The following is a 22278-nucleotide window of genomic DNA, read 5'->3' as shown; positions in this document are numbered from 1 at the left end:
AACACCTTGGACAGATAGATTATGCAATACATCAGTACACGTGGCAAAGTAAGTAATATTCCCTTTACTCAAGCAGTCCTCATGGGACTTGCAGAAGATGGCGGACTGCTGCTGCCGAGAACGATCCCGAGAATCGGCAGTGAGACACTTACGGCCTGGCAGGAGCTAAGCTACAGTGAGCTCGCTTATGAGGTGATGTCGCGCTTCATTGATGACATTCCTGCGAGCGACCTGCGTAACCTCATCAATGCCTCCTATGAAAGCTTCAGCCACGACGAGGTAACTCCACTCGTTCATTGCGGCGATTTGCATATCCTTGAGCTCTTTCATGGTCCGACCCTGGCCTTCAAGGATGTGGCGCTGCAGTTTCTTGGCAATCTATTCGAATATCTACTTGAAAAAGATGACTCTTTCCTGAACATTCTCGGAGCCACTTCAGGAGATACTGGCAGCGCTGCCATCTATGGTGTGCGAGGCAAGGAACGGATTAACATTTTCATTCTGCATCCGCACCGGCGCGTAAGCGAAGTGCAGGAAAAGCAGATGACCACCGTGCTCGATGACAATGTCTTCAACATCGCGATCAAGGGTTCTTTTGATGATGGCCAGGCCATCGTTAAGTCCATTTTCGGAGATGTAGAATTCAAGAACAGATATCACCTGGGGGCCATTAACTCCATCAACTGGGCCAGGGTGCTCGCCCAGGTTGTTTATTATGTCTGGAGCTGCCTGCACGTCAACTCGCACGAAAAGCTGGCTTCCGTTGATTTTTCCGTGCCAACTGGCAACTTCGGTGACATTTTCGCAGGATATATTGCCAAACGCATGCTTCCGGAAGGAACTATACGACGCCTTATCCTTGCAACCAACTCCAATGATATTCTCAGCCGTTTCGTAAGTGCGGGAGATTACTCACTCAGTGATGTTGTGCAGACCTCCAGCCCTTCCATGGACATTCAGTCTGCATCCAACTTCGAGCGTTACCTCTATTACCTTATGGATAGCGAACCCGAACGTACCAGGGAACTCATGGAAGAATTTGCGACAAGCGGGAAAATTGACCTGAATGCCTATCAGGACCAGATTCGTCGTGACTTCGGCACGTATGCTGTCAATGAAGATCAGGTGGTAGAAACCATTAGATCTTTTTACCAGGAATTCAATTACGTCCTCGACCCGCATACCGCAATTGGAGTTAAAGCCGCCCAGGAACACCGGAGTACTGGAATCCCGATTGTTTGCCTGGCCACTGCCCATCCGGCAAAGTTTGGTGATGTTGTTCACACCGCCATCGGCCGTGACCCTGATATCCCCGAATCAATTGCAGGGCTCGCCGATCGGGAAGCCCGTTGCGAATTGATGGATGCAGACAAAGCAGGTATTGCGGAATACCTGAAAAACCACGCTCGCCATGGCTGATTCAAGCTTTGCAGCTCATGTCAGGAAAGTAACGGAGTGTGTCGCCCATTTTCGTGACACACTCCCGTTTATGCCCCGCACTGTGATCCAGCTTGGTACCGGGCTCTCCGGTTTTGCCGACAAAGTCGAAAATGCGCTGGTAATTCCCTATTCTGAAATACCTCATTTTCCTGCCTCCACCGTTGAAAGCCATCAGGGTAACCTGATTATAGGTACTCTTGAAGGTGAGCAGGTGGCTGTACTACAAGGCCGATTTCACTTTTACGAAGGCTACTCAACCAAAGAAGTGACCTTTCCCATCAGGGTACTGTCACTCCTTGGGGCCAGACTACTCATTCTCACCAATGCTGCCGGCGGCCTCAACCCGATCATCGCTCCCGGCTCTATTATGGCGATCAGAGATCATCTGAATTTCCTCGGCGAAAATCCCCTTCGTGGTCCAAATATTGATGAGTGGGGACCGCGCTTTCCAGATCTTTCAGTGCCCTACCACCCCGGCCTTATTAAAACAGCCATGGATTGTGCCACAACCTGCGGCCTGAAAAACGTGATAAGCGGCACCTATGCCTGTATACCAGGCCCAAGTCTGGAGACGCCTGCGGAAACCAGGTGGCTGCGTGATTCCGGAGCGGATGCTGTGGGAATGTCTTCTGTGCCGGAGGTGATCGTAGCGCGCCACGCTGGCATGGAAGTACTCGGTCTCTCGGTTGTTTCCAATGTTAACGATCCTGACAATTTTCAGCCGATCCTTCTTGAAGACATTATAGCTACTGCTGCCAAAGTAACTCCGCAACTCCAGCAGCTGGTTACAGAGGTAACCCGCAGATTGCCATCACTCTCCATTTAGGTCACCCTGTCGATGGCGAAATCGAGATGCGACCAGGTTGCTGTCGTGGTATGTTCACAGCCAATCAAGATCTCAATAGGCTGTATTCACAAATCTTATTTTCTTTCTGGAGTATCCCATGGAACAACCGGATCTCATAATAAGCGGTGAGTACCTGCTCCCTGCCGCCAGCCAGTCCTCTGTGCTCCATAACCACGGAGTAGCTGTAACAGGTAACGCCATAACAGAAATAGCGCCCACCGGCTTACTCACCGGTAAATACCCGCAAGCCGAACATCTTCACACCCCCCACGGTCTGGTGATGCCAGGGCTGGTAAACACCCACACCCACGCTGCAATGGCATGCTTCAGGGGTATCGCCGATGACCTGCCGCTGATGACCTGGCTGCAGGACCATATCTTTCCGGCGGAAGCCAAACTTACACCGGAAATCGTCTACCATTCAACGCTGCTCTCTATCGCAGAGATGATTAAATCCGGCACAACCAGCTTTTGTGACATGTATCTCTTCACGAAAGAGGTCGCTAAAGCAGCACAAACAGCCGGTATGCGTTGCTGGGTTGGTGAAGTTCTCTATGATTTCCCATCACCCTGCTACGGTCCACTGGAGAATGGTTTCAGCTATATTCAGGAAATGTTCGATCACTACCGGGACGACCAGCTAATCACTGTTACTGCCGATCCGCACAGTGTCTACACCTGCTCACCGCAACTACTGGAAAGACTGGGAGAAGTTGCAGCGAAGGAAAACAGCATCTATCATATCCATCTCTCGGAAAATCAGTCAGAAGTTGATACCTGTACAGAACGATACGGCAAATCACCGGTTCGGCATCTGCAGTCACTTAATCTACTTGGCCCCAATGTGCTGGCAGCACACTGTGTTAAGCTGGATGATGAGGAAATTGAAATCCTTGCCAGCAACGAAGTAAAAATAAGCCACTGCCTTGAATCCAACATGAAACTCGCCTCAGGTACAGCCCCGGTGGTCGAACTCCTCAATTCCGGAGCCCACCTCTCTCTCGGCACTGACGGCAGCGCTTCTAATAATGATGTGGACATGTTCGGCGAGATGAACAGTGTGGCAAAAATTCATAAAGCAATACATAGTGATCCCACCGTGATGGACGCGGAAACCACTCTCACTGCCGCCACCATAGGTGGTGCGATAGCCTTGAATGCCGACCAGAATATCGGCACGCTGGAGGTTGGCAAAAAAGCTGACTGCATCGTCATCGACCTCGATCAGCCTCACCTGACGCCCTGTTATAATATACCATCACACATGGTCTATGCTGCACGGGGCGGGGATGTGCTTCACTCGGTCATTAACGGGAAGGTCGTCATGCGAGACAGGAAACTCACCACTCTTGACGAGGAAAAAATTCTCGCAAAAGCTGCAGCAATCGCTCAAGTCATAAAAAGCACATGACATAATTTGATAATTGTCAGGGCAATCGGCCGGGAATCCAACATCCTTGACTTTCTGTCGATTCTACTCTACATTCTAGTGGCACTTTTTTAAGACCATCCGTCTAGGCTAAAGATGGTCAGTTTATTGTAATTTCTTTCGCCGAGGTAAATATATGTTCGGACTTGGAATGCCGGAACTCATCGTTATTCTGGTTATTATTGTAATTATTTTTGGAGCAGGTAAACTTCCAGAGATCGGCTCCGGAATTGGTAAAGGTATTAAAAATTTCAAAGAGGCTACCCGTCAGGAAGAGGATCCCAAGAAAATTGATGAGGACAAGAAAGACAACAGCGACAAGACCGCTTAGTTTTTTGATCAAACCTCTCGCTACATCGCATTAGAAGCAACAGCCCCTTAGGAGCAAATCATGTTTGGACTCGGCACACCTGAGCTAATTGTAATTCTTGCCATAGGAGTGCTCGTTTTCGGTGGCAAAAAGCTTCCAGAGATCGGACACGGACTTGGCAAGGCCATCTCCTCTTTCAAAAAAGGCGTCAGTGACGTTGAAGGAGAAACCAAGAAGATCGTCGATGATATCCCAGGCGTCAAAGAAGCCGCAGAGATCAAAGAAAAAGTTGATCAGGTCAAAGACATCGGCCGCATTTTGAAATAGCCCCTTTCACCCTGATTTTTAAACGCCAGCATACTCTGCGACTCCATCGCTAAGGTAACTGGCGTTTTTTATTTCCTACCACTCCCCAGGCACCGGCATCTCAAGCAGCTGTGTTGGGCCTGCATTTCTGCTCAACTGCAATACTTCCGTCGGCAGAGAATCATTCACTCCACCCGGGTCCTGCAAGGTGAGCCCTCCAACTGGTATTCCACCAGATCAGGCTTAGTTCAGATCATAGTGCCACCTTTACGATGAAACTCAATATACAGTTCCTGGCACCAACAGCCTAATCTTCACATTTCACGAGATAAACAGGGCGCCTGCCCCATCTTTACAGATAAAAAATCCTGATTTAAACCAATCCATACAATTTTTCATTGAATGACCTCCCTGCTCCTCTTACTCCGTAATTGCCCATACCGACAATTGAGCACCTCTTTTTTTACATTTTTGAATATTATTCTGAATTTTTGCCAGAAATCTGACAATATAGTATTTTTCTTGACTTTCTCTGGAATTTTATTTAAATCTACAAATCCAACTTCGCAGTATCGTAATTTTCTAGTCTTTGTTCATCCGGCAGGAATCCCCGTCCCGGCTTGTACCTCATAGACGCGTTTAACATAGCCCATCCGGGCTACTTTCTTTATTTTCAGCAGGAGAAACCATGTGTCGCTTAGCTCTAAAAACAGCGAATGAACCATTCTCCCCGTACGAAGTGATACAGGCAATGGAAGCCATGCAGGAAGGTTATGATGGCTCCGGGCTTGGACTGCTACTTCGCGGGATGGAGTTTGAAGATTTCAAATACAATCCGCGCTTCCCGATTCTTTCCGGAATCGCACATTCTAAAAAAGCGGAACAGCGCATGGATGAGTTCATGGATGAACGCGGATACGAGCTCAAATATGACCATCGTTTCACCATGCGTCCGGAACTCATCGAAGCCAAAGACCGCTACAGATACTTTCTTCGTGCCTACCGCATGCCTGTTGAATTTAAAGACAAACCGCAGGAAGAGCGCGAAAGGGAATTGCTACTCACTCGTCTCGCCTTAAGAAAGCTGGGTGAGGACAACAACAACGACCTGACAGTATTCTCCTTCTATCCTGATGTTGCGATGATCAAGGAAGTCGGTTGGCCGCTTGAGATCGGCAACGCACTCTCTTTATGGGACGGCCAGATCAAGTCGCGTGTCTGCATGGCCCAGGGTCGGCAGAACACCAACTACGGCATTAACCTGTACGCCTGCCACCCATTCTTTATAGAAGGTATTGCCACCATGACCAATGGTGAGAACACCGCCTTCGTACCGATTAAAGATTGGCTGCTTGGCAAAAACATCCCAGGGTACATTGGCTACCAGAGTGACTCTGAAGTATTTGCCCATATTCTGCACTACACACTCAAACAGCTCAAGCTGCCGCTTGAGGCGTACAAACATATCATCACTCCACTCAGTTCCAAAGAGCTTGAAAAGCATCCCCAGGGAGAGTTCTTAAAAGGTCTGCGCAATGTTTGTCGTCGCCTGGTAATCGATGGTCCCAACGCTGTCATCGGTACTCTGCCGGACGAAACCTGCATGCTGGTAATGGACCAGAAGAAACTGCGCCCGGCAACCGTTGGCGGCCGTGATGGCGCCTGGGCCATTGCCTCAGAGATTTGTGGCGTAGACGCACTGGTTCCCGACCGGGACCCATCCCTCGACTTCCAGCCAATGCGCGAACATACAGTTATCATCCCTCCCCATAGAAAGGAATTAACCATATGGTCTCAACACAATCAGTTACCGTTACCCCAAGCAGCCTAAGCTACACTGATTTACAGTGGATCATCCAGCATCGGGAGGATCGCTGTACCCTGTGTGGAAAATGTACTGCCATATGCCCAAAAGGGGCAATTCACCTCACCTACCGGAGACAAAGAGTCCCTCGTGTAGATGTGCTGAGCAAAAAACGTGGCAGCGATTATAAAACCTTCGTCGGAATTCGTCAGAGAACCAAGATGGCTAATGCCTGCATTGGCTGCTCCATGTGTTCCATGGTCTGCCCCAATGAGGCAATCACGCCGGTGCCGAATTCCAACGAAAATCGTTCAGTATTCTTCAACAACCAGAAAGGTGAACCGAACAAGCGCGGCGGCCGTAGAAATGTCGAAGGTCCGACCCTGCTCGATCGCATCATGTTCGACCGTATTTCGATGCTGACTGACCCTGCGCTCGATGCGGGTCGTCACGAGTTCAATGTCACCACCACTCTCGGGCGCGTACTTTCCCCTGAGGATTTTCTCGACAGAACCATCAACGGCGGCTGGATACCACCAACCCGCGAAATATTTCCGTTCGTGATCGGCTCCATGTCCTTTGGTGCACTGTCGCCAAACATGTGGCTCGGAATGCTGCAGGGTGTCGCCTACTGTAATGAAGTACTCGGTATCCCGGTCGTCATGTGTACCGGTGAGGGCGGCTGCCCACCTTGGGTATTGAGAAGCCCTTACCTTAAATACATTATTTTGCAGATCGCTTCCGGCTACTTCGGCTGGGATGAGATCATCCGTGCCATTCCGGAGATGCAGTGCATGCCTGCAGCCATCGAGATCAAGTATGGCCAGGGTGCCAAGCCTGGAGATGGCGGACTGCTCATGTGGTATAAAGTTTCCAAACTGATTGCACGCCTGCGTGGTGTTCCGGAAGCTGTTGACCTGCCTTCACCGCCTGTTCATCAGACTCTCTACTCCATTGAAGAGAGTGTCATGAAAATGGTTCAAACCCTCTCCACAGCGTTTGAGCACAAGGTGCCGGTATATCCTAAAATTTCCGCATCAACTTCTGCCAAATCCGTATTGAACAACCTGGTTCGTAACCCATACGCAGCCGGCTTGATGATAGACGGTATCGACGGCGGAACCGGTGCGGCTTATAACGTCTCCATGGATGCCACCGGTCATCCGGTCGCTTCCTGTGTTCGCGAGTGTTATCTTGATCTCGCAGCACAGGGTAAACAGAACGAGATCCCGATCTTTGCAGCCGGCGGTATCGGCAAAAACGGCAACGTTGCCCAGAACGGCATGGCTCTCGTTATGCTCGGTGCATCAGGTGTCCATATCGGTAAATATATCATGCAGGCCGTCGGCGGCTGCCTCGGCAACGAGAAGAACCGCTGCAACGTCTGCAACACCGGTATCTGCCCGAAGGGTATTACCAGCCAGAGCCCGAAACTTTACAGACGTCTTGACCCGGACAAGGTCGCCGAACGCGTTGCAGACGTATATATGTCTATCAACACTGAGGTCAAGAAGATCATGGCTCCGCTCGGACGCTCCCAGTGTCTGCCGGTCGGTATGTCCGACGCCCTGGGTATCGCAGATAAAGCTGCCGCAGAAAGGCTGCAAATCAAATACGTCTGCTAGACCGACATAATGAACAAACACGTAACGGAGTTCAATATACTCCGTTACTTGACATGAGGAGTTATCAGTGACTACGACTGTTATAAAAGGTCTCGACAACAACGGAATACGCATCAGCTCAATGAAGTTTGAGAAGATGGTTCGCTCTGCTGCGTCTGAGGCCTCATCCCTGCTATTAGAAACATACGGCCAGCATAACATCGGTATCCGGCTTCAACACGAGGACGGACTCGACATCAAAGTTAAAGGCCCATCCGGGCAGCGTCTCGGCTGTATGGGTTTACCCGGCACCTCCATCAAATGTGAAGGTGCAACCTCAGACGACCTCGGTTACCTGAACATCGGCGCGGAAATTACCGTTATCGGTGATGCCACCAATGGTGCCTGTAACGCCATGGCCGCTGGTAAAGTATACGTTGCCGGTTCAATAGGTGCCCGCGGTCTCACCATGACCAAGTGGAACCCGGCCTATGAAAAACCCGAGCTTTGGGTTCTCGGTTCGACCGGTGACTCTTTTGCCGAGTTCAACTGTGGCGGTATCGCTGTAGTTTGCGGTATCGATGCCAAAACCCCGGAGAATGTCCTCGGCTACCGTCCCTGTGTCGGTATGGTTGGTGGTACAATTTACTTCCGCGGTGAAACCGACAGTTCATTTTCCCGTAACAATGCCCGGCTTGATGTACCTAACGACGAGCAATGGCAGTGGCTTTCTGAAAATATGGCCGGCTACCTGCAGAAAATTGGCCGCGAAGAGTTGCTTGAGACCCTCACCAAGCGTGATGAATGGCAGATCCTGATCGCCATTACTCCACAGGAGCGCGCCCTGATGTGGTCGGGACCTATGCCTATGGCTGAGTTCCGCAACGAGCACTGGAACAAAGCTTTCGGCGGCGACCCGCTGCGCGATCTGGCCCCGGGCCTTGATCGTAGCCCGATTGCAGCAATCGTCACCGATGACCTGCGCCGCAAAAAACCTTTCTGGGCCAATCAGGAATCAGCCGCGCCTTGTACCTACTATTGTCCGGTACATATACCGACCATTGACCGTCTGAGACTCATTCGCGAAGGTAGAGCGGATGAAGCTTACGAAATGCTGCTCCGCTACACCCCGCTGCCAGCCTCCGTTTGCGGCGCCGTATGCCCGAACCTCTGTATGGAGAACTGTTCCAGAACAGGTGTTGACGACTCCATCGACATGCATATTCTCGGTCGGGCTGTCGGTAACTTTCATGCCCCTGAAGCTCAAGCATCTACCGGCAAAAAAGTGGCCATCATCGGTGGCGGCCCTGCAGGAATGAGTGTTGCCTGGCAGCTGGCTCTGGCCGGCGTCCACGCACATATCTTCGAATCAGGTGACCAGCTTGGCGGTAAGCTTGCCCAGGTTATCCCCTGGGAGAGACTCCCCCGGGCTATCTGGGACATTGAGATTGAGCGTTTTAACTCCATGGAAAACATCAAGGTAAGTCTGAATACCGAGATGAGCAAGGAGAAGTTCACCGCATTACAGAAGGACTACGACTACGTAGTTATTGCAATTGGTACTCACGAGCCCCGTCGTCTGCAGTTCCCTGGTCACGAGAATGTAACCGCCGCGCTGGACTTCCTCAAATCAGCCAAGAGCAGCTCACCGATGGAAGTGGGCCGTGAGGTGGTTGTGATCGGTGCCGGTAATGTGGGCTGTGATGTTGCCTGTGAAGCGTATAGGCTTGGTGCAGAGAAAGTCACCCTGGTGGATATCCAGAAACCGCTTGCTTTCGGCAAGGAAAAAGAGGCAGCCCAGGAACTTGGCGCCCAATTTCGCTGGCCTGTTTCCACTAAGGAAATCACCAAAGAGGGGCTGATAACCGCCGAAGGTGACCTGATTCCGGCTCAATCGGTCTTTATCTCTATCGGTGATGTACCGGCTCTCTCGTTCCTGCCTGATACCGTAGAGACAATCACAGTGGGCGGTGCCGCCTGGATCACCACCAACAAGGCTCATGTCACTTCCAGTGGCAATGTACTCGCCGTCGGTGACGTGGAAAAACCAGGACTTGCCACCAACGCACTCGGTGCCGGTAAGGAAGCTGCCGAATTCATTATCGCCCAGTGCAAAGGTGAAGAGTTCAAACCGTTTAACAAATCGGTTATCAGCAAACGAGCACTCACCATTAATCACTACTCTCCTTGTTCCAAGGGATCGACCGAAACGGATCAGGCGGAACGATGCCTCTCCTGCGCTTCGTGTCGTGACTGTCATCTCTGTGAGACCATCTGTCCCACCGGGGCCATTACCCGCCGCGAGATAATTATCGGTTCGCAGAACGGATATGAATTCAAGTCAGATTTCGACTTTGAATATGTCTCCGACGATAAAAAATGTATCGCCTGTGGATTCTGTGCAGATACCTGCCCTTGCGGTATCTGGACCATGAACCCGCTGTAGCAGTCAATCTGCTTCAGATATATTCAGCCGATCTACCGTTTGTTCAGCGGTGGATCGGCTTTTTTCCCTTACCAAAGTCGATCACGCCGCTCATGGCTCAGCAGATACGACTTCAGCTCCACACCGCTTGCAAAGCCTGTAAGTTTCCCTCCCGCTCCCACTACCCGATGGCAGGGTATAATGAGCGGAATCGGGTTTTTGTTTGCTGCCTGCCCTACTGCTCGGCTCAATCCCGGACTCCCTAGTTTTGCTGCTATTTGCCCATATGTTAACACTTGGCCATGAGGAATATCCTCTATGATGTGCCAGACTTTTCTTTGAAATTCGGTGCCATTCAGCTGTATGGGCAGGTCAAACGAACGTAATCTGCCATTTATATATTCCTCAAGTTGGTCATGTGCCCTACGGTGGAGTTCACACTCGCTGTGACGGGGATTACGTTGTGATAACAGTCGCTCCTTTTCGATAGACCCGATAATAAATTGTAAAGATTGCAGGCTTTCACCATCACTCGTCAAAAATATCCCTGACAACGGTCCCTGATCAAGCGAACAGAAGGTTTGTATACAATTCATGGTTATATATGTGGAAAATTAATTTATAATAATAAACTCTGATTCCCCCCAATCTTCAGCTTAAAGAGGTGGGAAGAGAGATGCGGCAGATTGGCATGTGGCCCTCCGGAAATCGATTCATTATATTGAGTTGCCGGGAACACTTCTTTAGCTTTGGGCTGTTACTCCTCCCCCCCTAACTACTTGCTCCTCACGCCTCGATTCGTGAAGCTGGGCTTTAAGGGGAATCAGATCATTAATTAAGCTGAGATATACGACACTTTATATCCCATTGCGTTGACAGCAAAGACAAACAAAGTGTATTCTTGGCAGGAAGTTATGTTCCATTTCTATTAACGCTTTAATACCCCTCGTGAAAATGCAAGACCCTCTACATAAAATACTGGTACCGATCAAGGATATCCAGAATATTCGCGGCGTGGCGATGCCCATTGGTCTGGAATACCTGCAACTGGTGGTAACCGGGCCACCGGGAGCTGGAAAATCGTATTATATCAACCAGATCAAAGGGTGGCCTAACGAAGGGTATATCGACCTTACCCGAAAAGGGTGGTGGAAAGACCAGACGCTGATCTACAGGCCGCGGGAGGTCCACCTCGGCATGCCTTTTGCCGGGCACAAAGAAGCTCTTACTGTCTTTGAAAAGGAATGGCTGGAGCAGGATCCTCCGCCACCAATCGAATTTGAACGCCTCAAGATTCCGCCTAAAAAGCAATATTTTTTCCAGACCAACTGGCGGCAACGGTATATTTTCGAATTCCTTCTTCCCGACTATGAGACAATTTACAGACGCCGGAAAGAACGTCAGAGCCGCGGTTATTTTCCAGTTGATACAGAATTAACCGAGGAAATTGTTCAGAAACAGATCCAGGCATACCAGGAAATTGCCCTCTATCTGCATCGGGCTGGTTTAAATGTTTATATTCGCATAGGGCTTGAGGGCAAGCCGATGCGTATAGCCGAAAAGGGCGTTGCCACCATACCTAAATGGGCGATCAGTTATAGCCCACCACGCCCGAGCCTTAAGACCTGGGCAGGCTGGAAGCAGGTCATTGGTATGAAACAAGGCAATTGGTTTACCATCACCAATGACATACGTCGTATCAGGGGGATCAATAGAATCGCCCATGATGGCCGAACATTCGAAATGCTTCTTGGTGACCAGCGCCTCTGCTTCCACCCTGAAATTCCACTGGGAGTCAAACGCAAAGATATACGAAAGAGCTGGATCATCAACACCCCCCAGGCATGCTCAAGCACAGACCCCACCGGTTTTGTCCGCATCGCTCCTGGTGAAACGGTGATCCTCGGTAAAGCCAACAGCGAATACGACACTATTCTTCAGTTCTCGGAACAAGTAGCAAATCGCCACGCCACTATCACAAATAACAGGGGAGATCTGACCATAACCCCGCTTGACGAGAAATACGGTGTCAAACTTGTTCGTTTTGATGATCTGGACTACCGGGAGCAGGTCGAGGCAAATCGACAGAAAGCCTTTATCACCATACGGCATCTTTATGGAGGCCCGATCGCTTTGCTTGAGCCTGATGTGGCGCTAAAACGGATTCAGGAACTCAACACCCTGATGGATAATGAACCAATGCGTCCACCCAGGCGAGACGGCATGCCAGGAGGAATCATTGAACTCGATCAGCGCGCGTTGCCCCTGATTATCGGTGATCTGCATGGAATGGTTGATAACCTGCTAAAAATTATCGCCGAGAACTGCCTGCTCAATTGCCTGCAATCTAAATCAACGACAATCATAATTCTTGGCGATGCAGTTCATTCAGAACTCCTCGACGAGATGGAGTCAATGGATAGCTCAATCCTGTTGATGGATCTGATCATAACACTCAAACTTCGCTTTCCTGAAAACTTCTTCTACATACGCGGAAACCACGACACTTTTGCCACGAATATCAGTAAAAACGGTATTCTTCAGGGAGTGCTGATGCGTAACCGCCTGGTTGAACTCCGTGGCGAAGAATATGCGCAGGAGATGGAAAAGTTGTATGACAAACTCGCCTATGTCGTCAAATCCAAACACTTTTATGGTTGCCACGCGGCCCCACCACGTACTCAGGTCACGTACGATGACATAGTACATATCGCCGACAATCCCGTACTCATCAGAGAAGTGACCAAAAACAGGCTCCAGCGGCCTCATTATCTGGCAGGATACACCAAAAGCGATGTTAAAAAATTCAGGAAGGCATTGAAGGTTAAAAAAGGAACACCTTTCATAGTCGGTCATACACCACTTGACCCATTCGGCTCAATCTGGAAAAACGTTGGCTCAATCAAGAACCACCATATTATCTACAGCGCCCATCAAGAGGGTCCCGCCATTTTACAACAGCTGAAAGGTGGCCTTATCCCTCTGACCTACCCTGCAGAGCCTCTGACCAAACTGATAAATAATATCTGACTTTCATTGCCATGTTCATACAGGCCGCACAATGGTTGTCATATTGGACTCCAACTGGAATCATCGCCACCTGCCCCTGGTCACACCCGGCGGTTGTTCCGCCGTCAATCCCGGTTGTTCGTCTGCCGGATCCCGCACATTACCTCCTGATCAATTCCTGCCAATTTCTTTGTGTAATATAGTTTTCTTAACACAATCTTAATATTCAGTATTTTTTCAAAGATTCCATAACTAACTGGTCCAACGTACTTATTCAATTTATCTACCCTTAATTGCAGCCCAATATTTGATTGGCAATTCTTGATAGTTCGGTTTAGTTTAACCTGTTTTTAATATTCGCCTAATATTAGTGTTAGGAGAGAGACAATTCTAGCTTGAATTGAACCAAAATGCCTGATGGCAAAAAAACAAAAGTGAAGAGGTCAATGATCATGCGATCAACTACGCCCCTGTCGGGCCTGTTCCGACGTTCACCGTTTAAGCCGATTCAGGAACACATGCGTGCAGTGTTCTCCTGTATCTGTCTGGTACCACCCCTATTCGACGCAATCTATGCCAAGGATAAAGGACAGACCAGAAATTTATCCCGACAAATCAGTGAACTGGAAACTGAAGCGGATAAAATCAAATCCACCTTCAGACTTAACATGCCTACCTCGTTATTGATGCCGGTAGACAGAAAAGATTTACTCGGTCTTATCAGCGATCAGGACTCCATTGCCGACACGGCAGAAGCTATCAGTCAGATAGTCACCTTCAGGGATATGATTGTCCCCGACAAACTCAAATCCCATCTTGACGAGCTGCTTGAGGGAACCATGGAGGTAACTTCCGAAGCCAAGGAAATGATTGAACAACTCGACGAGTTGCTGGAAGTTGGCTTTGGAGGACGTGAAATGGCACGAGTCACCGAAATGATTGCCGGTGTTCGCCGCAGCGAACACAATATCGACGCCATCCTCCATCGCGCACGCAGGGCGCTTTTTGAAATTGAGGCTGAATTAGATCCAGTTTCTGTGATGTATTGGTACAAGATACTCGAACTTCTTGGCAACATTTCAGACCAGTCTGAGAATATGGCTGACCGCGTACTTTTGTTCCTGTCCAAATAAGAGGGGAAAATGGAAATTATTGCTACTTATGGAACCGCCATGGTCATCCTGGCGGTTATCTTCGGACTCTACATGACCTGGGGTATTGGCGCCAATGACCTTGCCAATGCCATGGGAACCTCTGTTGGTGCAGGTGCCATCACCGTAAAACAGGCTATATGCATCGCCATTATCTTTGAATTTATGGGGGCTGTACTGGCTGGAGGCCATGTTACCTCAACAATTCGTAAAGGCATCATCGATCCCTCCGGTATCGCTGCCAATCCCGAAATCCTTGTTTATGGTATGCTGGCATCGCTTCTGGCTGCTGCACTATGGCTGATGATTGCCTCTACCAGAGGTTGGCCTGTGTCAACCACACACTCCATTATCGGCGCGCTTATCGGATTTGCTCTCGTTGGAATCGGACCCGAAGCCGTTAAATGGAGCAAAGTGGGCAGCGTTGTTGCCAGCTGGGTAATATCCCCTGCTATTGGTGGCACGATTGCCTTTTTATTGGTGATGAGCACCAGAAAGCTTATTTTCGACACGGATCAGCCACTAAGGAACGCCAAGAAGTACGCGCCGGCTTACATTTTCATGGTGGGCTTCATGATCTCCCTTGTCACCCTCTTCAAGGGACTCAAACATCTGAACGTTGATCTCACCGTCCTCCAGAGTTTTGCCGTCGCGAGCATTATTGGCGCAATGGCAGCTGCGCTGGGCTGGTACTTCATCAGAAATATTAAAGAAGATATCGGCACCAACCGGGAAACCCACTTCGCCAGTGTGGAGAAAGTTTTCAGCCCGATGATGCTCTTTACGGCCTGCGCCATGGCCTTTGCCCACGGCTCAAACGATGTGGCAAACGGAATCGGACCGCTCGCTGCTGTAGTAAGTATTGTCGGTTCCGGTGGTGAAGTTATGCAGGAATCCGATCTGCCTGTCTGGATTCTGCTGCTGGGTGGCGGTGGTATCGTGCTCGGTCTTATCACCCTCGGCTACAGGGTTATGCTTACTGTCGGTAAAAAGATCACAGAACTCACACCATCCCGCGGCTTCTGTGCTGAACTTGCAGCGGCAACCACAGTAGTCCTCGCCTCCAGGACAGGGCTGCCGGTTTCCACCACACACATCCTGGTAGGTTCCGTACTGGGTGTAGGTTTAGCCAGAGGAATCGGCGCGCTTGATCTCCGAGTCGTCGGAAACATTATTATTTCCTGGGTGGTCACCTTGCCGGCAGGCGCTGTTATGGCCATGCTGATATTCTTCACCCTGAAAGGTATCTTTGGTTAACCTGGAAGTATAGAGCAGGAAAAGATTCAAGCCCGACCGGTATTTTTACCAGTCGGGCTTTTTTGTTACCTATACAACAATCCGAGATGCGATTTCCAGGTCTCCTGATTTTTCAGCGGGCAGAATCCCCCCGGGCCTCTGCCATAAAATCCCTCCAGATGGGTACAGCCGTTCTTCCACCGTTTTCCTTGTCGCCAAGGGTCTGATTCAGATCATGGCCGACCCATACTCCACTGATATAGTTACCGTTAAAGCCAACAAACCAGGCGTCTCTGTTTTTATCGGTGGTACCGGTCTTACCCCCTGTTGCGCCGGGCAAGCCACTGGCACGCTTTCCGGTACCATTGGTCACCACCTCTTCCAGCATGGCTTCCATGTTGAGTGCGGTCCTTGGTGTCATCGCCTGAACCCTCATGGGCGACTCCCGCCAGAGCTCTTTGTCCTCCACCACAATGCGACGAATAAATGACGGTTCGGTGTAAATACCACTGTTGACAAATGGTCCATAAGCAGCAGTGATCTCGAGCAAAGAAACATCCACCGTACCAAGAGCCAGGGACAGATCTGGTGGCATCTTCGCGGTAATGCCAGAGGCGTCAGCCATGGCATGAACTCGTTTGACCCCGACATTTTGCATCAACCGGACAGCCGCAACGTTATAGGAGTTTGCCAGTGCATTCTTTAAGGTGGTATCCCCATGATATTTTCCGGAGTAATTCTTCGGCTGCCAGACGCCATGTTTACCGCCGGAAATAGAAAGGGGTGCATCACTGATGATGCTGAGCGGTTTCCATCCATCCTGAAGAGCGGCGGCAAAAACGAAAGGCTTGAAAATTGAACCTGCAGGCCGTTTTGCCTGGACCGCCCGGTTAAACGGTGATGCAAAATAATCAGCCCCCCCGACCAATGCCCGCACCCTGCCGTTGCTGCGCTCGATACACACCAGTGCTCCCTGCGGTATCCGGCGCGAATTCACATCCCTCAGCGCCTGACGGACACCTGCAGAGCGCAGTCCACTGACCACCGCTTGAGTAGCACTTTTCTGTAATTTCGGATCGAGGTGAGTGTAGATTCTCGCGCCCGCTTCCTGCAGTGGACGACCTAAGATCTCAGTTGCCTGTTTTTTGACCACATCGAGGTAATACCCGTTGACCGGGTCAAATCCCCGCTTGCCAGCTCTCAAATTCAGCTTGGAAATATAGGCGACCCTGGCCTTGTCCGGAGTAATATAACCGTCATCCGCCATCCGGTTGAGTACATATCGTTGCCTCGCCCGAGCTCTATCCAGATGCTTCAAAGGAGAATATCTGGTGGGTGCCTGCGGCAGACCGGCAAGCAGCGCCACCTCTCCAAGAGTCAGCTGCGAGGCCGATTTACCAAAATACACCTGAGAAGCGGCCTCCACCCCAAAAGCACCCTCACCCAGGTATATCTGATTGAGGTAGATATAGAGGATCTCCTTTTTGGTCAGAAGAGTATCTATTCTCCAGGCAAGTATCGCCTCCTTGAACTTTCGGATATATGTTTTTTCAGGGCTAAGCAGCAAGCCGCGAGCCACCTGCTGGGTTATAGTGGAACCTCCCTGGCTCTTGCGACCACTTTTCAAATTTACCACCAGGGCACGCATTACCGAGATAAAATCAAGCCCCTTATGCTCATAAAAACGGCCATCTTCGGCAGCTACAAAAGCATCCGGGAGCAGTTCATGCATGGCCTCAAGCTCCACAACGGTTCTGTTTTCCGCAAAGACCCGCTCGATAACTCTGCCGTGCCGGTCATAGATTATAGAGGCCTCAGCCGGTTGGTAATTGGCTACTGTGCGAATATCCGGGATCTGCAAGCTCTTCATTATAAAGAGAGAACTGCCCAGAAATATAGTGAGCAGCAGGCAGATTGAAAACAGAAACCCGATTATATGTTTCTCATTACGCGGTTTCCTGCGAGGCTGGGTTGGCTTACTGGAAGCCTTGGATGACTTGCTTTTCTTTTCGTCTGACACAAGGAGAATAGTGTTGGTAAAAATTGGCTCTTTCTGTATCTTTAATGACCAGACCCAAATGTACCATTTACCTTTCAACAAGCAACTCTAATTCGTTTCATTCATGGCTAAAATCCGTATCCTGCCTGAGCAGTTGGCAAACCAGATAGCTGCAGGCGAAGTAGTAGAGCGCCCGGCCTCCGTCGTCAAAGAACTGGTTGAAAACAGTCTTGACGCAAGTGCAGACCGCATTGAAGTTGAGATCGAGGGCGGCGGCACCCGGCTCATCCGCATCATTGACAACGGTGAGGGAATGGATGAGGACGATGTGCTACTCAGCCTTGAGCGACATGGTACTTCTAAAATACAAACCGATAAGGACCTGAACGCCATCAATACCCTCGGGTTCAGAGGGGAGGCTATTCCCTCTATCGGTTCCGTTTCCAAAATGACCATCACCTCACGCCGACACGATGCCGACCTCGGCACTCGCGCTGAAATTCAATTCGGCAAGCTGACCAGGGTCCACGAAGCTGGCTGCAGCGTTGGGACTATATTTGAGATCAAAAACCTGTTCGGCAACACACCTGCCAGGAAAAAATTCCTGCGTACCATGCGTACCGAACTCAATCACATTGATGAAGTCATCCGCAATTACGCCCTGGCAAACCCTGATGTCACCTTCTCCCTGACAGTTAACTCAAAGCGTAACCTCTATCTGGATAACTCCCTGACTCTCCAGCAGAGGCTTGCTCAGCTGATCAACTACACCGGCAGGTTCATACAGGTTGGCGACGATCAGGTCCGCTCCCCCGAACGGAGGGTCTATGGTTACCTGATCCCGCCGGAACGTCTGCATACGGGTCCCGCGCGGCTTCGCCTTTTTGTCAACGGTCGGGCAATCAAGGACAGGATGATGGTTCACGCTGCCGCGGAAGGCTTAAGAGGCTTTCTGATGAAGGGCAAGAACCCCGCGGGTTTGCTGCATCTGCTCTTGCCCGCAGATGAAGTGGACGTCAATGTACACCCTGCCAAGCATGAGGTGCGGTTTCGCGACAGCCGCAGTATCCACGCTCTCATAACCGAAACAGTGGCCAAAGCCATGCTGGGGGAGCAGAGAAGGCTGCAGACTGCAATGTTCGGCTCTTCCCGATCCGAGACGACAACTATTCCGCTGGAACGAGAGCAGCCGGCAGGCAACCCGTTCGTGCCTCTTGAATCCGAACCCACCCAGGAAGATCTGATAGAAAAAGTACAGGCAAGCCCCCTCTCTTTTCCAACGAGTGCGACATCCGACCAACCGGAACAACAGTCGCCCGCAAAGCCTGAAGCTGATTTTTTCAAACCAACCTCAAGCGGCATGAAACCTCAGCCGGACGCGAATGATTTTCAACCTGCTGCCTTTGAGCCGGAAACATCCCGATTCAGCACCCGGGAGCCACAGACCGAAAAGCTTCCACCTGTCCCTCCTATTCCCGCTGAACCATTGCAGGAAAAGGCGAATACAGTCTCATTCCAGCAAACATCATTGCTGCCGGAACAGAATAACGGCCATGGCTTGCAGGTAATCGGCCAATTTGCTGACCTTTATATTTTTTGTAAAAGCAGTGAAGGGTTACTGGTCATTGATCAGCACGCCGCCCATGAACGCTTGATATACGAGGAACTTCGCCAGCAATATCTCAGCAGAAATACCGCCAGCCAGAACCTGCTCTTCCCTGAAACGATTGAGTTGACACTTTTCCAGTCTCAACTGGTGGAAAAGCATCAGGAGGAACTGGCACACATGGGGTTTTCCATCCGTGAATTTGGTGGTAATTCGTGGATAATTTCTGCCGTTCCTGCCATAACCGGAAAAGTCGGACCGGCAGATCTATTCATTGACGTGCTCGAACAGTTCGGCAGTGAAAGTTCACGTCGGGAATCTGGTGATATTGTTGATACTATCCTCGCCACCATGGCATGTAAAGCTGCAGTAAAAGCCGGCACCACGCTCAGTGTAGAAGAAATTGATGCGCTTCTAATGCGAATGGCCAGGGCGAATCTCTTTTCCCATTGCCCGCACGGCCGACCTGTCGTAAAACAATTCAGCCCTGAAGACTTGAAAAAATGGTTTTACAGAACATAAAAAGCCCTGTCTGCTCCACGCCTCTACCCACAGCATGTGTCATCATTATTGCAATTTTTCTGACAATGCTTGGTGGCTGTGCAAAAAAACCGGTCGGCAAAATGATTGAAACTACTGCCTATTGCGGCTGTGGCCAATGCTGTGGCTGGGAGCGCGGCAGCTGGTCGAAGCTGAAGCTCGATGTGTGGAACAGATACGTAAGCCAGGGGCATCAGGCCGGACAACCGTATAGTGGACGAACTGCCAGCGGCACCAAACCCAGCGAACCACAGCCCGGGCTCTTTTCCATGGATTCTGCCGCAAAACCATGGACCATCCCTTACAGGATGATGCCCTGGGCTATCATGGCCGATGAGGGAACCATAGCAGCCGATACCCGCTATTACCCTTTCGGCACCAGGATGTATGTTCCAGGCTATGGCTGGGGCCGGGTCGAGGACCGCGGCGGAGCAATCAAGGGCAGCAACAGGATCGACCTCTATTTCAAGTCGCACCAGGAGGCCCTTGAGTGGGGCCGAAAACGACTTAGAGTAGAAATTTACTACCCATAACATAAACAACCTGCAGACCAGGTTTACAAAGCACTATCGCTTACCTGACCGGGCTGCACGTATTCTCTGAAAATATTATGAAGCATATTGAAATTATCGGCGGAGGTCTTGCCGGCAGCGAAGCCGCCTGGCAGGCAGTCAAACGAGGTTGTACCGTTACCCTGTACGACATGAAACCCCACAGCTTCAGCCCGGCTCACAGTTCCCCTGATCTGGCCGAACTGGTCTGCAGCAACTCCTTTCGTTCTGACGATATCGGGTCTGCAGTCGGTCTTCTAAAAGAAGAGATGCGCCGCTGCGATTCGCTCATCATGAGGGCCGCAAATGAATGTAAGGTTCCTGCCGGCAAGGCACTGGCTGTCGATCGCGAGCAATTTTCAGCCTATGTCACCGAGGTCCTGAAAAATCACCCGGATATTGAGATTGTTCACAAGGAAATAACCGAGCTGCCTTCGCCAACCGAAAACACCGTTATTCTTGCCACTGGTCCACTTACTTCCGAGAACCTTGCTGAATCTCTTATCAGGCTGACCGGCAGAGACCGCCTCGCCTTTTATGATGCCATAGCCCCAATCGTCAGCGCAGAATCGCTCGATAAAGAAATCGTCTACCAAAAATCACGATACGATGACGGCCCGGGCGACTATCTGAATTGCCCCATGAATCAGGAACAGTACCTTCATTTCATCACCGAACTGGCAAACGCCCAGTGTGTACCTTTGAAGGAGTTTGAAAAACCAAAATATTTCGAAGGTTGCCTGCCAGTTGAAGTAATTCGCTCCCGAGGCGATGAAACCTTGCGTTTCGGCCCAATGAAACCTGTTGGTCTCGCAGATCCAAGGACCGGTGAAGATCCATACGCTGTAGTTCAGTTGCGCATGGAGAACACTGAAGGTACCACGTACAATATGGTCGGCTTTCAAACTAAATTGACTTACAGCGAGCAAAACAGGGTATTCCGGCTCATCCCCGGGATGGAAAATGTTGAATTCGTACGTTTCGGTTCCATCCACCGCAACACCTTCATCTGCGCCCCCGAACTGCTGGAGCCAACCCTCGAATTCAAATCCCGCCCCGATATGCTGCTCGCCGGTCAGTTATCCGGTGTGGAAGGGTACGTCGAATCCGCAGCGATGGGTATGCTGGCTGGAATCAACGGAGCCAGAAAAGCAAACGGTCAATCACCTTCCGTGCCACCGCCCGAAACCGCACTGGGAGCCCTGGTGAGGCATCTGACGGAAAGCGATCCCAAACATTTTCAGCCCTCAAATGTCAACTTTGGCCTGTTTCCAGCCTGGAAAAAGAAAGTACCGAAACGGTTTCGCGGCGAAAAGCGAGCAGAGGCGGGCCTGGATGCACTTAAAAACTGGCTTGAAAGTGACCAGATCATTTAAGCCCTGCAGTCTGTCGGCGTCTCGTCAGCTTATCTCAGTTCAAGGCATGGGTAGAGTATCAAGCAATGCCACATGATCATATCGGGCGGGTTCATTTTCTGCAGAATACAATAAAAGTACGCTGGAAAGTGAACATAACGAGACTTCCCACAGAACGCTATAATTGGTTGGGTCCTGGCGCCACACATCTTTAATACCGATGACTCATTTCCCCAGGTCTTGAGCATTTCCAAAAACTTCCTGGCCGAAACCGGCTTGGCAAAGACGTACCCTTGAGCCTCGTCCACGCCCATATCGTGAACGAGGTTCAACTGCTCCAGTATCTCCACACCTTCTGCCAGCATCTTGACGCCAAGGGTGTGCCCCATTGCGATGACAGTAAGTAACTACACTGGTGAGCACACCTGCTGTATCCGGCAATTGCATTTTTGGCAACCGCTCCAGTACAACTTGCTGAATTACTTGTAAATGTCAACCCACTGTTCATTTTCCCGTCGGGCAATGATTCCGGAGTCTACTGATAGATTAACTTTATCAAGTTCCTTTTCAGGATCTCCAACAAAGGTCCAGCTCAGGAAAGACGGAGAAAAGGCAATTGGTGGCAATTAAGATAATAACTGAAGAATACAGTTATACGAAGGGTGA

Annotated in this window: 17 protein-coding genes; 14 read left to right on the top strand and 3 right to left on the bottom strand. The window is 50.3% G+C overall.

Going from position 1 to position 22278, the window contains the following annotated elements:
* Positions 1 to 21 precede the first annotated feature (21 nt).
* From thrC to FCL45_RS12870, 8 genes are all read left to right on the top strand, one after another.
* Positions 22 to 1419 carry a threonine synthase gene (gene thrC / locus FCL45_RS12905; RefSeq protein WP_136797870.1) on the top strand — a complete coding sequence of 466 codons (1398 nt, stop codon included), beginning with the start codon at positions 22 to 24 and terminating at the stop codon, positions 1417 to 1419.
* A complete protein-coding gene (locus FCL45_RS12900; RefSeq protein ID WP_136797871.1) occupies positions 1412 to 2266 on the top strand; it encodes a purine-nucleoside phosphorylase in 855 nt (284 codons plus the stop codon). Before thrC ends, FCL45_RS12900 begins: the two co-directional genes overlap by 8 nt.
* Positions 2267 to 2384: 118 nt before the next feature.
* Entirely contained in the window at positions 2385 to 3698 is a 1314-nt protein-coding gene (locus FCL45_RS12895) for an amidohydrolase family protein (protein WP_136797872.1), read from the top strand.
* A 154-nt stretch (positions 3699 to 3852) separates the two neighbouring features.
* Positions 3853 to 4047: a twin-arginine translocase TatA/TatE family subunit gene (locus FCL45_RS12890; RefSeq protein WP_136797873.1), complete on the top strand. Its 195-nt coding sequence runs from the start codon at positions 3853 to 3855 to the stop codon at positions 4045 to 4047.
* Positions 4048 to 4107: 60 nt separating this feature from the next.
* Positions 4108 to 4353 (top strand): twin-arginine translocase TatA/TatE family subunit, encoded by a 246-nt coding sequence (gene tatA / locus FCL45_RS12885; RefSeq protein WP_136797874.1) that lies wholly within the window; start codon positions 4108 to 4110, stop codon positions 4351 to 4353.
* A 667-nt stretch (positions 4354 to 5020) separates the two neighbouring features.
* Positions 5021 to 6163, top strand: coding sequence for a class II glutamine amidotransferase (locus FCL45_RS12880; protein ID WP_136797875.1), 1143 nt, complete (start codon positions 5021 to 5023; stop codon positions 6161 to 6163).
* Positions 6121 to 7761: an FMN-binding glutamate synthase family protein gene (locus FCL45_RS12875; RefSeq protein WP_136797876.1), complete on the top strand. Its 1641-nt coding sequence runs from the start codon at positions 6121 to 6123 to the stop codon at positions 7759 to 7761. Before FCL45_RS12880 ends, FCL45_RS12875 begins: the two co-directional genes overlap by 43 nt.
* A gap of 67 nt (positions 7762 to 7828) precedes the next feature.
* The gene (locus FCL45_RS12870; protein ID WP_136797877.1) at positions 7829 to 10186 is read left to right on the top strand and encodes an FAD-dependent oxidoreductase; all 2358 of its coding nucleotides are present in this window, start codon (positions 7829 to 7831) and stop codon (positions 10184 to 10186) included.
* A gap of 68 nt (positions 10187 to 10254) precedes the next feature.
* Here the strand turns inward: FCL45_RS12870 and FCL45_RS12865 are convergent, their stop codons facing one another.
* The gene (locus FCL45_RS12865) at positions 10255 to 10761 is read right to left on the bottom strand and encodes a methylated-DNA--[protein]-cysteine S-methyltransferase (protein WP_136797878.1); all 507 of its coding nucleotides are present in this window, start codon (positions 10759 to 10761) and stop codon (positions 10255 to 10257) included.
* A 358-nt stretch (positions 10762 to 11119) separates the two neighbouring features.
* Here FCL45_RS12865 and FCL45_RS12860 point away from each other — a divergent pair, with 358 nt between their 5' ends.
* The 3 genes from FCL45_RS12860 to FCL45_RS12850 all read left to right on the top strand — a co-directional run bounded on the left by FCL45_RS12860 (position 11120) and on the right by FCL45_RS12850 (position 15582).
* On the top strand, positions 11120 to 13195 hold the full coding sequence (locus FCL45_RS12860) for a metallophosphoesterase (protein WP_136797879.1): 2076 nt from the start codon (positions 11120 to 11122) through the stop codon (positions 13193 to 13195).
* 425 nt (positions 13196 to 13620) lie between these two features.
* Positions 13621 to 14307, top strand: coding sequence for a TIGR00153 family protein (locus FCL45_RS12855; protein ID WP_136797880.1), 687 nt, complete (start codon positions 13621 to 13623; stop codon positions 14305 to 14307).
* A 9-nt stretch (positions 14308 to 14316) separates the two neighbouring features.
* Positions 14317 to 15582, top strand: a complete 1266-nt coding sequence (locus FCL45_RS12850) for an inorganic phosphate transporter (protein WP_136797881.1) — start codon at positions 14317 to 14319, stop codon at positions 15580 to 15582.
* A gap of 112 nt (positions 15583 to 15694) precedes the next feature.
* On the opposite strand, the gene FCL45_RS12845 is transcribed toward FCL45_RS12850, so the two are convergent.
* Positions 15695 to 17431, bottom strand: coding sequence for a penicillin-binding protein 1A (locus FCL45_RS12845; RefSeq protein ID WP_136797882.1), 1737 nt, complete (start codon positions 17429 to 17431; stop codon positions 15695 to 15697).
* Positions 17432 to 17684: 253 nt separating this feature from the next.
* Here FCL45_RS12845 and mutL point away from each other — a divergent pair, with 253 nt between their 5' ends.
* The 3 genes from mutL (at position 17685) to trmFO (ending at position 21633) form a co-directional block, all read left to right on the top strand.
* On the top strand, positions 17685 to 19688 hold the full coding sequence (gene mutL, locus FCL45_RS12840) for a DNA mismatch repair endonuclease MutL (RefSeq protein WP_136797883.1): 2004 nt from the start codon (positions 17685 to 17687) through the stop codon (positions 19686 to 19688).
* Positions 19670 to 20239, top strand: a complete 570-nt coding sequence (locus tag FCL45_RS12835) for a 3D domain-containing protein (protein ID WP_136797884.1) — start codon at positions 19670 to 19672, stop codon at positions 20237 to 20239. The genes mutL and FCL45_RS12835 overlap by 19 nt, the downstream gene beginning before the upstream one ends.
* A gap of 77 nt (positions 20240 to 20316) precedes the next feature.
* Positions 20317 to 21633: a methylenetetrahydrofolate--tRNA-(uracil(54)-C(5))-methyltransferase (FADH(2)-oxidizing) TrmFO gene (gene trmFO, locus FCL45_RS12830; RefSeq protein ID WP_136797885.1), complete on the top strand. Its 1317-nt coding sequence runs from the start codon at positions 20317 to 20319 to the stop codon at positions 21631 to 21633.
* A gap of 29 nt (positions 21634 to 21662) precedes the next feature.
* Here the strand turns inward: trmFO and FCL45_RS12825 are convergent, their stop codons facing one another.
* Positions 21663 to 22001, bottom strand: coding sequence for an EAL domain-containing protein (locus FCL45_RS12825; protein WP_136797886.1), 339 nt, complete (start codon positions 21999 to 22001; stop codon positions 21663 to 21665).
* Between the last annotated feature and the right edge of the window lie 277 nt (positions 22002 to 22278).

It is taken from the genome of Desulfosediminicola ganghwensis, assembly GCF_005116675.2.
Lineage (GTDB): Bacteria > Desulfobacterota > Desulfobulbia > Desulfobulbales > Desulfocapsaceae > Desulfopila > Desulfopila ganghwensis.
This window is presented reverse-complemented; position numbering and strand designations above follow the sequence as displayed.